Raw genomic sequence first — 15,755 nt, 5'->3', positions numbered from 1 at the left:
GTTTATAATTTGTTTTTATCAGCTGGCTCATAGAGACAGTTGATTATTCAGAGGGAGCAGACAGTTTGTGTATTTAGGAATCCACAAGTCTTTAGCCTCCCCTTTATGCCTGCAAAATCATGCTTTGGCTATTGATATCAATACTTTCTGAACTAAGTGGTCGTCAGACGATCATATCTGATCTCCCCTTCCACTATCGTCATGTAAATTTCTATATCCTCATCAAATACAACGAGATCCGCATCTTTACCTGTTTCCAAACTTCCCTTTCTATTCTGTACTCCCAGAATACGTGCAGGTACCCCTGTGAGCATAGAAACCACTTCCTGAAGCGGTATTCCGGCAAGGTCTCTGTAGTTTCTGACCAGTTGGTTACAGGTCGCCACACTTCCTGCAAACGCGGATCTGTCTGGCAACTTGGCTACGCCTCCTTCTACCAGCACGGGCAATCCGTCCTTCACACGTCCTAATACACTAGGCCCTTCGGGCATAGCTGCAGCACGCATCGCATCTGTTACCAATGCAATACGAGTGGGACCTTTGATCTTGTAAATTAATTTTAACAGCGGAGCAGGAACATGGATACCGTCTGCAATAATCTCTACATCCATACCGTCTAAGTAATATCCGGCTTCTATCACTCCTGCATAGCGTTTTGCATTTTTACGCACAATGGTAGACATGGCTGAATAAAAATGAGTTGCTAAGCGATAGCCATGTTCATAGCCTTCCACAACTTCCTCAAACAGGGCATCTGTGTGTGCCAGCGAAGCAATAACACCTCTGGACTGCAGGTAATCTCCAAAATCCAAAGCTCCTGGAAGTTCAGGAGCAGCGCTCCAGCGTATAATATGAGGACTATAATCCAGTATAGAGCTGTATTCCTTTACATCCGGATTCCGGATATATTTGGGATCCTGTGCTCCCCGCTGGTTCATGGCCAGATAAGGACCTTCCAGATGTAAACCTAACCAGGCTGCACCTCTTTTATTCTGAGGAAGAGCTGTTGCATAGGTATCTAACACCGCATATAGATTTTCACTGTCTGCTGTTAAAGTTGTCGGACACATGGCTGTGGTACCATAGCGGACATGGGTTTCGGAAACACCTAAAAATGCCTCTACTGTTGCATCCATAAAGTCATATCCTCCTCCGCCATGAACATGCATATCGATAAAACCCGGTGCAACATAGCGGCCCTTCAGATCGATGGTTTTTACCGTATCATCCTGCATTTCGGGCGTGCCCTGACCAATACCTGCAATGCGATTATCTTCCACATACACATATCCGTTTTCAAGGAGTGAAACAGGCAACACAAGAATACAATTATGTAAAAGCAGTTTGGTCATGGTTACTATAATTTAGCTTTATTGCAATTGTTAACGTACACAATAATAACAAAAATGTTTTTATGAACAAATTTTTAACGCTTATTTTTTCATTTACCACACCTATCTTGTGTCGTAATCCGATTCTATCTGACAAGTGTTTTTTCTTTGATTATAGACATGTACGGGTATTTTTCGGGGTTTGGCGTAAAGCGCGAGTTGCTTCAGAATATCCACAAAAAAAAGCACAGTAAAAGATGATCTTTTACTGTGCTTCTGTTATTTTCAAGCCTGGTCTGAAAAGAGCTTAAGAATTTATTTTTTTACTTTCAGCTCTTTTCCGGCTATATCTTCCCATCTGTAAAAATGAAATGTCTTGTCATCACTCATCGCTACAAACAATCCGTTTTTGAACGTATCATTCAGCGGTACATTCACCACATCAGAACCATCACTCTGACGTGCCGCTACTGGTACTGTTTTGAGTAACTGATGGGCATATGGATTTTCTTTTGTTCCTTCACGGCTAAAGATCTGAAAACGATTTGCTCCCTGGTCAGATACCAGAATATAGCCGGTACTGTCTGTCAGTTTATAAATCGATATCCCTTCATGATCTTCAGCAAATCCGCTTGTTGCAAATAGAGCAAGCTGCTTATTTCCTTTTTCAGGATCAGCATAATACTGACGTACCCCTGTCTGCTCATCTGAGTAGTAGATATAGCCCAGTTCATTATCTACAGCTATAGCTTCGATTTCTTTTTTACCCGAGTATTCACCAAACTTACGTACCAGCGTTGCTTTCACCTGTCCCTGACCATTGTCCTCCAGCAAATATTGCCACAGATATCCGTCCTTAGGACCGTTTTTACGACCTACAATAGCATACATTTTACCTGTGGGTGCCGTGTATATAGCAATTCCCATCAGATCGCGGTAATCCGTACCTGTCTCTCCTTCGAATACCGGAATACCGCCGTTGTCCACTGCTTTCATATCCGGCAATGAGAAGATCCGCAGCTTGTGCGTAAAACGCTCTGTCGTGATCGCAATATCCGTTGGTTTACCGTTCAGCATCAATCCGTAGGCCAGGTCTACATTATTCGGACGCTTTAAGTTGCGAACCACCTTATCTTTCACAATCTTTCCCTGCAGATCAAATACATAAAGCGCACCGTTTTCATCCTTGTCTGTACCCAGCACCAGACTTTTTGAAGGATCTTTCTTATTGATCCATATTGCAGGATCATCCGAATCAAATTGTACAGCTTCGGAGATCACTGCCGGTTGTACTTCTGTGCTATCTGTGTTTACGGTGTTATTTTTGCCAGATTGCTGACAAGCATACTGACTCATAAGTGACAGTGCCAGTACAGCCAAATTTATCTTTTGTAGTTTGTTCATGATGTTGTTTATATCTCTGTTATAATTTTATGCCGTATGCCCCTACATATAATGCCGGCTCCGGAGAACTGTATCGTGTTCCGTTTTCCAGAACTATTCCGTCTTTGTAATGACGTTTAAAGGTGGTCGTACCTTTTGTCAATGCAGGCGAATTGCCCTGTAAGTGAAAATCCCATGCTTTGTTGTAATCCGGCAGTGTCATTGCTGTATTGAGCGGATAGTTGACAAATTTAGGATCATTCTCCCCTGCCTTCGTTCCTTTCACATCGTTCACTCCGCCGATGACATCATTCTTACCAGGTTGAAACTGATCTACTGTTGTCTGATCAAATCCATAATACCAGTTGTTGCTGTATACAGATCGGGTATCTTCCGGTTTCTTCGGGTCCCGTTTGATGCCAAATCGGGTATTTGCGAACAGGTTATTATACAGATCGGCACGTACTGTTGCTTCTACCCATACAGATCCGCCTTTGGCAGTCGGACGTCTCCAGCCGGTATTGACCATTGTATTGTTGTATGCGATGATGTAAGCCTGTGGTGTACGGTCGCCTGTATTGGACAATTTCAGCGCATTGGAATTCATGCTGTATACGATATTGTAAGCGACATCCGCCAGTGATCCCGACTTAAAGTTCATGGCATCACCACCGGTTATTCCGTTGGTATAGAATTCATTATTAGAAAAGATAATTTTACCGCCATCGATATACGTACAGTCTTCCTGAAAATGACGGATAATACTGTGCTGTACAATCAGTTTGCCATTTACATTTGAAAACCAGATAGCCGGCAGATTTTCTCCGGGCTTGTTTTTATACAATCCCATTTTGACAGAAGTGGATGCGTCCGAAGTGGTGCTGCCTCCGTATTCGAGAACGGTATAATCCAGTACCAGTTCCTTACAGGTTGGTGCAGCCAGAATTCCGCCCCACAGTTTTCCGAATTTATTCGCTTCGGTTCTGTAAGGTTCAGAGATTGTAAACTTTACCGGATTCTCGGCTGTACCCAGGGAATACAGATTGCCTTTGACAATAATTTCAGGTTTAGCTATCGTATCCATTACAATAGTGACTCCCTCTTCTATAGTCAGGGATTGTCCTTCCGGAATGATAATATCGCCTTTGATGACCTGTGTACTTCCTTTGGCCCACACGCCCGATACTTCTCCTGTAGCTGATCCGTCTACCGGACGTGTATCTACATCAATATTTGCTTTCTCACAGCTTATGAACCCCGTCATAACCAGAAAAAGAACTGTTAGTTTGATATACTTTTTCATATGTATATAATTTGATTTGCAATGGTCATATGGAATATCCAAACTATATTCATGGATGTTTGTGAAGTCTGTACGACATGGATATTTCATATATATAGTGTTTATAAGGATTAGTTTAATTTATAACGAACACCAACCAGGTAACTCTGACCGTAATAGTCACTGCGGATTAAGGTCTGTCCTCCGGAAACCAGATTTTCAGCAATTTTATCGTTCTCCGGATTTGTTCCTTTTATAAATAATTTCATCGGTGTATCTAATATATTATTGGCTTTTGCAAAGACCGTTAAACCGTGTTTAAATCTTTTTTCTGCCGAAAAATCCATCTGAATAAATCCTTTTTGCCACAGATCATTATTCAGAAACTGAGATACCGTATTGATACGCGGACCTGTGTAGGCAGCAGCGACCTGTGCATCCCATCCTGTTTTGGTATCCTTAAACAATAGCGCCAGATTGGCAATGTGTTCGGACTGTCCGTACAGAGGTCTTGTCTGTTCTACTGAGATCGCTTCGATATCACCTGATGTCGGATTGATACGTCGCTGTGTTTTGGGTGTCGTGATACGCGAATGTGTGTAGGTATAGTTTGCTTTCACCCCAAATTTATTGACGTACTTGATATAATCTACCTCAGCTCCATAATTATTGGCATTCCCAAAATTTCCCGGACTGTAGTAAATATCCTGTCCGCGTGTGGCATCTGCCTGAAAGGTATATTCAATCGGGTTTTTGATTTTCTTATAAAAAACTCCCGCTAAAAGCTGTTCCGAAGCGCCCGGAAATAATTCATAACGTAAGTCAAAGTTATCTGCCAGGGCACGCATCAGATTAGGATTTCCGCGTTCCTGATATTCTTCATTTACAACTTTACTCGGTACCAGCTCATAGAAACCCGGTCTGTTGAGCGATTTGGCATAAGAAGCATGCAATTGGGATTTGCTGTCAAAAAGATATTTTACGGTCAGGCTCGGCAGGATATCCGTATACACCTGACGTCCTGAAGGTGAGTTTTCACCGGCCGGAAACAACAGGTTATAACCCTGATTATTATGTTCCATCCGCGCCCCACCGATGGCCTGAAGGCGTTCTGCCTGATAATTAAACATGGCATACACAGCTGTTGTCTTTTCGGTTGCATCGTAGGTCAGCGGATTACTTACCGCTCCGGTAGGATTAGTGACCCGAAGATTTAATTCGGTATAATTCTGATAATCCACGCCATACAGCTTACCGATATCGGATTCAGAAGGTGCCAGGGTGTAGTTATTATAGAAACTGCTTCTCTGCTTGTCCCGGTAAAGTCCTCCAGTGGATAGTTCCAGTTTGGCATCTTTCAGCTCCAGTTTATATTTCAGATCCCAATAGGCCGCCATATCATCGTCGGTATTGCGTTCCCAGCGATAATTTACCGGAGCGGTATTGACTAAAGTTGTTCTGCGACGTTCGAAATTCTGTTCCAGACCATTAAGGGTGATTTGTGTATTTTGCGGAACATCATTTAAAGCCGATGAATATACCGCTGCCCAACGAATGCTGAATTTATCATCCAGCAGATTGTGCGTCCCCTGCAATGTTCCGTTGTATATCTTCTGATCTGTCTTACGGCTACGGGTCTGATAAACCAGTTCCGCATTGCCCAGATCAGGCTTATACTCTCCGTTGTAGTTGGTTGTCACCGCCTCCCTCACCTGCTCATTCAGCAGGTTGACATACATATTGTAGAAGCTGAATTTGTTGTTCTGATCCAGCACATAGTCTACTTTGGAGTGCAGGCCCAAACGCTTTTGTTGTTCGGAATACTGACGCTCTACTTTATTGGTGATAACGGCATACTCGTCTGTACCCGTCACGGCATTATTATAAAGGGTACTGGTACTTCCTCGATAGGTATTCTGATAACTTCCGGCTACAATAACACCCAGCTTATTATTAAAGAAACGTTGTCCAACGGACAGACTACTCAGCATATTCGGTACCGGTTGTTTGCTGCTGTAGTCCAGTGTGCCTTTGCTGAAATCTGCCTGTGAGGCTTTATAATCCCGGCCATTCAGTTCATAAGGGGATTTTGACTGTATACTGCTACTGTTGTAAGAAGTAAATTTATTATCAAAAAACAGCTGACTGTATCCTGTAGATACATTGGCATTTATCTGTAATCTTTCCGGCGCATTTTTCATAATCATATTTACCGCACCTCCTATCGCATCGGCCTCCATATTTGGCGTCAGACTTTTATAAACTTCCAGTCTTTCCAGCAGATCGGAAGGAAAGATATCCAGCGGAATATAGCGGTACTTATTGTCCGGAGAAGGTAACTTGACGCCATTCACTAAGGTATAATTGTAGCGCTTGTCCATACCTCTGAGGATAGCATACTGACCATCCCCGTTGCTGTTGCGCTCCAGCGAGACTCCGGAGACACGTTGCATCACATTTGCGACTGTCAGATCCGGAGAAAGCTCAATAGCTTTACCCGAGATAATGTTCATGACCTGCGAAGCATTCTGCTCTATGCGGCGAGCTTCTCCATCTCCCGAACCGGCACCTTTGCTTTTGATGGATACTTCCATCAATTGGGTGGATTTGGATAGCAGGTAGAATGCAAATGGCGGCGTATCTTCTTTCAAAACCGTAATCTCCTCTATTACGCTTTCATAGTTGAGATAGGAAATCTGTATGTTTTCCTTTCCGGCAGACAAGCCCTTGATCTCAAACGATCCGTCTAGTCCTGTACTTGCGGATTTACCGCTTTTTTCTAAAACTACTGTAGCGCCAACAAGGGCTTCACCACTGAGCTTATCATAAACTTTACCTTTTATTTTTGTAGCATGCACCAGGCCTGCACAAAATAATAATGGAATCAAAATTGCAAATAATTTCTTCATTGCTTTACAAATAATAGTCTGATTAAACGACAGGACAAAAGTGAAAAAACATTTATAACAGTAAGAATTCTGAGCGTTACAGGAAGGCAACAGCGTTACAAACAGCGTAAACAAAACAACAACACAATTGCGTAAATAATTGAAAACAAACAACTTAAGCTTAAGTCAATTCTCCATTATCGTTACATCATCATTACATTAAGAAATTATTAAGCAGAACAGACAGGGAATACAGAAAAATCTTTAGGATAAAAAAATGACCTAAAGGGACTGGATAAAAAAACTAAGGTTATCGCCTTGTGCTATATGGAGTTTTTTCCTTAACCGGTATCTGGCCACACGCAGGCTATCGGTAGATATCCCCAGCATCACGGCTATCTCAGGTGAACTGAGATTCATTTTCATCAGTGCGATGAGGCGAAGATCTGAAGCTGTAAGCTCTGTGCTGTAATTTTTCAGCTTTTCAAAAAACTGCTGATGTACCTGTTCAAAAGCCTGAGCAAATTCTTTCCAGTATTGTTCTTCACTGAAGGAATTATCGATCTCCTGTATAAGCTGCTGAAGCTGTCTTTTCTGATCACGACGTTCATCTTTTACCATGGCAGACAGGTCTGCCCGCAATTGTTCCAGAAATTGTTTGTTCTTGATCAGATTTAAGGTATGTATGGAAAGCTCTTTTCCTTTGAGTACGAGTTGTTCGCGGAGCAGGTCTTCTTCCAGCACTTTGTTTTCCAGTTGCAACTGCACAAAAGCATGCTCGGCCTCCCGTTTTTCTACTGTATTTTTCTGATCCCTGTTTTTAAGACGCTGCCGGCTGATGATCACTAATATCAAAACAACAGACAGTAAGGCACCAATAGAGAATGCAATCACCATAATACGGTTTACTTTACGGATGCCGTTGAGCCGGGCAATCTCATCCGCCTGTTTATTCATATCATAGAGTACCTGTAAAAAAGAGGTTTGTTTGAGTACCTCTTCCGAATAGACTTCCAGGCTATAGGTACGGCTGAGTTCGGCATAGTGATAAGCACTGTCCATCTGCCCCATTAGGCCGTAGGTTTTTCCGAGATCTTTGGTTGCTGATGCCTTTTGATAGGTGTTTTTTGTTTTTTCGGACAGACGCAGGGCTTCTTTGGTTTTAGCGATACTCGCAGCATACTTTCCGGTTTTGCGTAGGATATCCCCCAGATTATTGATGACTTCTATTGTGCCGGTCTCATTGTTTTGCGCTCTGTAAAGCAACAGGGACTGGTTAAAATGTTCTAAGGCTTCATCATATCGCTCCAGATCTTCATAGATGCTGCCCAGATTTTCATATATTTTGGCTGCTCCTCCGGGATTATTACTCTGCTGAAACTTTTCTAGAGCCATTTTTTGGTAATAAAAGGCGCTGTCATAGAGCTGTCTCTTTTCATACACCTGCCCCATACTTCCCAGAATATTGGCCTCTCCTTCCTGATTTTTGGTCTTCTGATATAAGGTCAGCGCTTTCTTAAACAGATGCTGTGCCTTATCGTGTTGCTTATTGTAGAAATAGAGCATACCGGTCTTCCCGAAATTCTGCGCCAGCAGATCGGAATTACCGACCTTTTCAAATGCGCTCTCGGCATCAATGTAAAATTCAAGTGCCTGCTGATAATGCCCCTGATGAAAACAGATCTCTCCCATTGCCTGCAGATATTCCCCTTCCAGCTGTGGGTTGTCGGCTTGCCGGGATTTTGCATAAAGCTCCTGCAAGGATCGCAAGGCGGTATCCGGGTGTTGTGTAGCCACAGCCTGTACCTTCTGTGGTACCTCCGACTGACCATACAGCAGATTTGTAATGGACAACAAATAACAGAAACAGAATAAGCGCAGCATAAGGTTGTTTATCTTAATTGCCACAAAGTAACTGATACAGTATTAAGTTAATGTTAAATTAACAAGAGAGGTTGGGGATCGGGGGATATACGGATCGAAACTACAGAGGATTGTATATTGTAAAAGCGTTAAATTATGCAGATTCTTTATTCCTCATTGCTTATAGCACAATTTTTCATTTCAATGCTAAACTCCAGATCTGGCATCTGGTTTAGAAAATCGATATTCTTTTTATCCAGCAGTTTACCACTGCTTTCTATGGTGAGTTCCAGTAAATGGTTTAAGTTTTGTAAAGGCAATAAGGTCTTAAAATCGTTGGTATTCGCCAGAAAAATCGTCTTTAACGATTTTACCTGAGAAATTGTTTCGATTACATTTTCCATATTTTTGCAGGAAGTGAAATCTATATCTTCAAGCTGTGAAAGCCCCGTAATCCATGTGATATCCACAATCCAAGGAATACTAATCAGATACAAAGCTTTTAAGTTTTTGAAATTGGGTAAGGAAGCCCAGTTACAACCCTTACTTTTCTCAATAGAAAGGGTTTCCAGTTGAGAATTGACCGGGAATTCAAATCCTTCTTCCTCAAATTTTTCGATGTACAGTGTTTTGAGTACCGGATGAGTAAACAGGTTTTGAAAACGGTTGGAATAGCTTGTAAACAGTTCTTCGAGATGTATCAACTGCGACCAGTCAAAGCTTTCGTTGCCTTTAAACTTACAGTTTTTAATTTCTAACCGTTTTACGTTTTTAAATTGAAACAGCTCTTCACTTTTCCCGAACCCGATATCGCTCAGATGGACTATTTTCATTTCACCAAAGACTTCAGAAAACGCAGTATTGGTTAGCACATCAGCATCCGCTTCTTTTCCTGAGACAATCAGATTGCGAATATTTTCCGCTTTCATCATAGTAGAAATATCTGCTGCTGAATCTCCCTTTTCCAGTACAATAAACTGATCTGATCTGCCTTGTGTGGTTGTTCCCAGGTACATAATAAAGTGCTTTTTGTTTTTAAACTTCGATATGGGTTATTTTATGGTAATATTTACTTTTGATTACTTACCGATACAAAAAGTGTTAACCATTGATTTAAAACCTATTATTCTTTTAACAAGTACAAATATGAATCAAATTCGAAACAATTTTTTGTCTGATAAGTCGTCCTTTGAAATAATTAAACATCATTTCTAAATGCAGACTTCATTAACTCTTGTTCTGCTCTAGAAATACCTATTTCTTTCGCAATGGATTCCCATCCTTTTACTGCAGTCAAAACTTCAGCTATAATATTCTTCATTTGACTATCATTCAACCTAAAATATTCACCAACACTATTTGCCAGATCAAAATCCAAAGCATTATTATGCATATCAATATTTAATGCTAAGCCATCTTTGTCAATAGAGGGATTAAGATCATAAGCTGGTGACAACTTCCAGCCCTCAGAACTCAGAATAAATCCATGATTGCGAAGATGGTCATCTGTGTTAGAAACAGCAATATTAAATACGATTCTACGCCACAATTGAGCTAAGTTATCATCGACATGATAGCCATTATCCTGGATAAATTCAACGATATCCAAATAACTTGCTGGATTATCTTTGATTGTATCTTCGTTATTTCCTGTCATGGTCATAGCCGATGAAAAATGAATTCGATCTGTTCCAACTCTATCAAATCGTTTTGTGAAAAAAGTATGATATTGACCATTCACTTTTTCCAATTGACATTCCGCCATTTCCACACCAGCGTTGAGTGCCAATCGATAGGTTAAAAATTCCCAAGCAGCTTTATCTATGGTATCATTTTTCGAAGGGAACTTCGCTATCCAAAGATCTTTGTTTTCATCTAAAATATTAGCTTTTGGTCTAGCACCTCCTAAAGATGAGCCTGGAGCAATGAGCAATTTTAACCACTTATTTATGGCTTCATTCTCTTCATCATTTTCATAATGAACAACGGCTTGTTGCAATTCACGAACCGTCGACCATGGCGGTGTTGATTTCTCCGTATCATTATCCAAAAAATCACCATTAGGATCAAGTTTGAAACGAAAAGCCCCCATTCGGGTTGCATCATACACACCTAAGAGAAAATCGATATCATACAAGGTTTTAGCTTTCGTTCCACTTACTTTAGCAAATTGGGCTTCTCTACGCCTCATCAATGTACGACCCCATGTATCAGGCATACTATCCAGAAAAACACCGAAATTTTCTTTATTATTGGGGAATTGTTGCCCAGAGTAGAATTGAATATCAGGATCGATTAAGCGTTGTGCATTGGTCTTTAACCATTGTTTATCATACTCAAAACTAAATGCTTTACGACCCTTTGCCTGATGAGCTGACAAAATACCGACCAATGTTGACTGCGATAAACCTACCCAATCCGCATAGACGTATATATCTGTTTTATTTACCGTCATCTTACAACAAATCTAAATCCTGAAGTTTACGTCCGAAAACATCATCTGCTGCTAATTTTAAGAAATCATCTTGCAAGCCTAAGACACGCAATACATTGAAATATGCGCCCATAGCAACACTAGAATCACCTTTTTCAATAAGGTACAAGGTCGATCGTGCAATACCTGCTCGCTCTGCTACCTGTACAGCAGTCAACTTACGGCGTTTCCGAGCAAGTTTGATATTCTCACCCATTTGTTCCAATATAGCTTGAAACTTCGGTAAAACAGCTTGTCTTTTCATTTAAGCGTTCGTTATTTCAAACAAAAATAATCATTATGTTTGAAATAACGAACAATCAAACAATAAACAAACATTTAATTCGATCCACTATATTATTTTTCCGACAGCTGGGATAGGACTTTCCACATTCTTTATATGTTGACATCTCTTACTTATTTTCAAACTGCGGAACAGCATCTGCATCATTAAAATTTACTATTAGCTTCCGCATGCGTCCTTTATCTGTAAAATGACGACCTAGGTTAATTGTCTTGTCAAAAAAGTCATTTCTACCATTACCATCTGTATAATGAAAAATCTTTACAGACTTACAATTTTCATGATCGAATATTTCTTTAAACATGGTTCGATCTGATAGACCGCAAGAGTGTCCTAAAACAAAAACTTGGTAATACCCTTCATTCAGGAATCGTGTTAAGTCACGATAATTAGGTGTTTTCAAGTAATGATACGACTTCACATGCTCGAAAAGATTATTATTGCGTTGTTCTTCAAATAAAGCATAATCCTTATCATGCTCATCTCCAAAACCAAATATAATCGGGTTATCAGCACTATTTAATTGACCATGAATATGGTTTATAGCAACTTGAGAAAAGGTTCTTTTTCTTAATTCTTCTAAATAAGAATAACATGTATTGGTATAGTTAAAATTCAAAATATACGCTTTATGTTGAACGATATTACTTTCGTTAACAGAATGATCTAAATCTAACTTGAATCTCAATTCATCATCATCCATACTTGTTTCAAAATCCTCATAATTAAAGTCTTGACTTAATAATTTACTAAGAGGATAATTTACTATTTGATCAAAACTATTATTTTCTAGCGTTAAATACTCTTCAAGCTTACTTTTTAAAAAAGCGAATTGATTATTCAAAGTTTGGATATATTCCAAATCATGGACATTATCTGAATCATTAAATTTCTTCAGTGCATCAAAATACTCTTGTTCAATATCCACCCATCCGCAGTCTAAACATGTATAAATAAGTTGTTTGAAAAATATCGATTTAAAGGATACATTATGAGCGGGAATTGTATTTACACATCCATATTTTTCAATATTGTCGGGAGCAACATATTCTCGAGTGGGCTCAAAATCCAAATATAATTTTAAGATTTTATTTTCGTACAAGTATCTGCTTATACCCATGTCACCAGCATTTTTGACAAGATCCATAAGCCTATAATATTCTAGAACTTCAACACGAAGAAAATCATCTTCAAAATAATGGCCATTATCGTATATTCCTGCTTGATTAAAACACTTATCCAAATACCAGAAGATAAAATCCTTATAACTGGTCTTCAATCCATGCGCTAAATCAAAACCATTACCGATTAGTATTAGTCTATTCATTTTATTGATTAATTTTCCGTTTTAAAATCATAATCTATATTTGGATTGTAATTGTCACTAAAAATAAAACAGCTACTGATAAGAAAAAAATATTTTTAATTTTTGAATTTATTTGCCTGATTCTATGCCAAGATCGGATGCAGTTATGATATCATCTATTGAAGTAAATTTAACAATTACTAACCTAAAAAGCGGATGATTAAAGAATTGTTCAATGTGCATGTTGGATGTGCTATTAATTATATTTGTGTCAAACAAAAAAAACATGTCCCGATCAGTAAGAAAAACTAAAATATTCGGAATCACTACAGCTGAAACAGAAAAACAAGATAAAAGGCGATGGAATAGAACTTTTAGAAAAGTATCCAAAAAACTAATACGTCTGGAAAAAGAGGTTCCAACTAAAAAGCAAGGAGTAACCAGCGTTTGGGATGGTGCTAAAGATGGTAAACGGTATCGTCGTAATGCCACAAATAAGGATATGCGGAAATAGCTTTTTGGTCTTTTCGCAAAACTAGTTTAAGTCTACACTTCAACAACCAACTCCTTCTCATAACCATTATAAGGCTCATCTATATAGCCATGCGGATTACATATAATTTCTGTCTTCCCAATATGATATCGACTTGGTGTATGGATATGACCATGAATCCAGAAATCTGGTTGATGCATTAAAATAAAATCTTCCATATCAGAAGCATATGCAGCCGATACAGGATCATTTTTATATTCTGTTGGTACAGACTGTAAACCTGGCGCATGATGTGTAACTACAATATTTTTAGATTTCTCAGAACCTTGTAAACTTCCTTCTAACCATTTCCGTGACACCTGATGAATTTGAAAAGTATCAACGGAGCGCATCTTTGAATAAGAAGGGTCACGCCTTATCATTTTATAATCGCTCATGGTCGACTGACAAATGATACCATATTCCACTGAATTACCAAATACTGAAAAATCTGTCCATAACGTGCAACCGTGGAATCGAATATTATCTATATCAATATATGAATCCTCTAATACATGAACATTTGAATTTTCAGCTAAGGCTCTTACTTTATGGAGCGTTTTGGGATACGATCCTTTGTAGTATTCATGGTTTCCAAGCACATAAATTACAGGTTTGGATTTTATAGTTGATTGAATCCACTGAATTCCTTTTATGCCGAGATTTATATCACCGGCAAATACAACAATGTCAGCCTTATCAAAAGATAATTCCGTCATCCCAAACTCCTGATGTAAATCACTGATTATTTGAATCTTCATTTTTTTAAAAACTTTACAACGTGAGAGTTCAATCAGAATATCTAATTCAAAGAAAAGTCAAAAAGAACTAAATCACTGGTTAACAAACGAAGAAACACAAAGTAAAACAGCTTTACTTCCCGATACAAAACTTACTAAAGATATTATCCAGCAGATCATCTGTAGAAACACTACCCGTGATTTCTCCCAGGTGATACAGCGCCTGGCGGATATCCATAGCCAGGAAGTCAGAAGTAACCGGATTATCAATACCAAACAGTACCCTGCCCAGCGAATCTTCCGTATGCTGCAGCGCTTCGACATGGCGAATATTAGTTACCATTACATCATCCGTATTCAGATTAGCCAGGTTCACCTGACGCAGCAGTTCATCCTTCAGTTCTTCAACGCCGATCTGCTCCTTAGCAGAAATAAATACCGGAGAAAGAGACTGATATCCGGCACGCTGTTCTTCCGACAGCAAATCCGACTTATTGATAATCGTCACAAAAGGAATATTCAGGCTTCGCACCTCTTCCAGTTGCGTTTCCACATCCGCAATCGTATCCTGTACCGGATCAAAGAGATAGATAATCAGGCGTGCCTGTTTCATCTTTTCTCGGGTACGCTCCACGCCTTTTGCCTCAATCACATCTACCGTTTCGCGTATACCAGCCGTATCAATAAAACGGAACGTCACTCCATGAATATTAATCTCATCTTCGATTGTATCCCGTGTAGTACCGGCGATATCCGATACAATAGCACGTTCTTCATTCAGCAAAGCGTTCAGCAAAGTAGATTTACCCACATTCGGTTTGCCGGCAATAACCACCGGAACACCATTTTTGAGCACATTTCCCTGTTCAAAAGACTGAATAAGTTTTCGTACTACCGAATTGATCTGTAAAATCAGCAGCTTCAGCTGATCCCGGTTTGCAAACTCCACATCCTCCTCCGAAAAATCAAGTTCCAGTTCGATAAGCGAAGCAAAATGAATCAGATCATCCCGTAGCTTCCGTAGCTGATTGGAAAATCCGCCCCTCATCTGCTGCATAGCGATCTGATGGGATGCCGCCGAATTAGACGCAATCAGATCCGCCACCGCCTCTGCCTGCGAAAGATCCATACCACCGTTCAGGAAAGCACGCAGTGTAAATTCTCCCGGCTTGGCAGCCCTTGCCCCCTTGCGGATCAGTAAGCTGATAATACGTTCGATAATATATTTAGAGTTGTGTGTAGATATTTCCACCACATGCTCCTTCGTGTAAGAATTAGGGCCTACAAATAAGGTGACCAGCACCTCATCCAGAATTTCCTCTCCATCCCGGATGGTACCGAAATGAACCGTATGAGAAGGTTGAGCAGAAAGATCCTTGCCACGAAAAACCTGATTGGCAATTTCAATAGCATCCTTGCCCGAAAGACGGATCACAGCGATAGCACCATTACCATTGGCCGTAGCCAATGCAACTATAGTCTCTTGTTGTTGAATAGAAGATGTAGACATGCTGCAAAGATACGTATTTCAACAGCAAAGAACAGGCGCAGAAAGACACAATATTGCCCGTTTTAAATTCCGGTTTCCCTCAGCTGTAAGACAGCTGGCAACAGGAAAATGACAGCCGTATCTGAAACAAAACAGTCCTGAGC

The 15,755-nt window shown here is 40.0% G+C and carries 12 protein-coding genes; 1 reads left to right on the top strand and 11 read right to left on the bottom strand.

Annotation, left to right across the window (positions count from 1 at the left end; all coding sequences use genetic code 11):
• Positions 1–152: 152 nt before the first annotated feature.
• The 9 genes from nagA to I6J03_RS17920 form a co-directional block, all read right to left on the bottom strand.
• Positions 153–1,352, bottom strand: coding sequence for an N-acetylglucosamine-6-phosphate deacetylase (gene nagA, locus I6J03_RS17960; protein WP_003003287.1), 1,200 nt, complete (start codon positions 1,350–1,352; stop codon positions 153–155).
• A gap of 294 nt (positions 1,353–1,646) precedes the next feature.
• Positions 1,647–2,735: a phytase gene (locus I6J03_RS17955; RefSeq protein WP_003003294.1), complete on the bottom strand. Its 1,089-nt coding sequence runs from the start codon at positions 2,733–2,735 to the stop codon at positions 1,647–1,649.
• 19 nt (positions 2,736–2,754) lie between these two features.
• Complete coding sequence (locus tag I6J03_RS17950) at positions 2,755–4,107, bottom strand: right-handed parallel beta-helix repeat-containing protein (protein WP_236586197.1); 1,353 nt, start codon at positions 4,105–4,107, stop codon at positions 2,755–2,757.
• 20 nt (positions 4,108–4,127) lie between these two features.
• On the bottom strand, positions 4,128–6,905 hold the full coding sequence (locus I6J03_RS17945) for a TonB-dependent receptor (protein WP_039989519.1): 2,778 nt from the start codon (positions 6,903–6,905) through the stop codon (positions 4,128–4,130).
• A gap of 261 nt (positions 6,906–7,166) precedes the next feature.
• Entirely contained in the window at positions 7,167–8,792 is a 1,626-nt protein-coding gene (locus I6J03_RS17940) for a tetratricopeptide repeat protein (RefSeq protein ID WP_236586196.1), read from the bottom strand.
• A 122-nt stretch (positions 8,793–8,914) separates the two neighbouring features.
• Positions 8,915–9,763 (bottom strand): hypothetical protein, encoded by an 849-nt coding sequence (locus I6J03_RS17935; protein WP_003003309.1) that lies wholly within the window; start codon positions 9,761–9,763, stop codon positions 8,915–8,917.
• A gap of 182 nt (positions 9,764–9,945) precedes the next feature.
• Positions 9,946–11,202, bottom strand: a complete 1,257-nt coding sequence (locus tag I6J03_RS17930; protein WP_003003312.1) for a type II toxin-antitoxin system HipA family toxin — start codon at positions 11,200–11,202, stop codon at positions 9,946–9,948.
• Between the two features lies 1 nt (position 11,203).
• A complete protein-coding gene (locus I6J03_RS17925; RefSeq protein WP_003003314.1) occupies positions 11,204–11,485 on the bottom strand; it encodes a helix-turn-helix domain-containing protein in 282 nt (93 codons plus the stop codon).
• 148 nt (positions 11,486–11,633) lie between these two features.
• A complete protein-coding gene (locus tag I6J03_RS17920) occupies positions 11,634–12,851 on the bottom strand; it encodes an AbiH family protein (RefSeq protein WP_003003320.1) in 1,218 nt (405 codons plus the stop codon).
• A gap of 265 nt (positions 12,852–13,116) precedes the next feature.
• Between I6J03_RS17920 and I6J03_RS17915 the strand changes: the two genes are divergently transcribed.
• Positions 13,117–13,344, top strand: a complete 228-nt coding sequence (locus I6J03_RS17915) for a hypothetical protein (protein WP_039989716.1) — start codon at positions 13,117–13,119, stop codon at positions 13,342–13,344.
• A gap of 32 nt (positions 13,345–13,376) precedes the next feature.
• Here the strand turns inward: I6J03_RS17915 and I6J03_RS17910 are convergent, their stop codons facing one another.
• Entirely contained in the window at positions 13,377–14,123 is a 747-nt protein-coding gene (locus I6J03_RS17910) for a metallophosphoesterase (protein WP_003003327.1), read from the bottom strand.
• 112 nt (positions 14,124–14,235) lie between these two features.
• A complete protein-coding gene (gene mnmE, locus I6J03_RS17905; RefSeq protein ID WP_003003330.1) occupies positions 14,236–15,612 on the bottom strand; it encodes a tRNA uridine-5-carboxymethylaminomethyl(34) synthesis GTPase MnmE in 1,377 nt (458 codons plus the stop codon).
• Positions 15,613–15,755: the final 143 nt, after the last annotated feature.

The organism is Sphingobacterium spiritivorum (assembly GCF_016724845.1).
Lineage (GTDB): Bacteria > Bacteroidota > Bacteroidia > Sphingobacteriales > Sphingobacteriaceae > Sphingobacterium > Sphingobacterium spiritivorum_A.
Note: the sequence above shows the minus strand (reverse complement) of the source record. Positions and strands in the feature narration are given on the sequence as shown.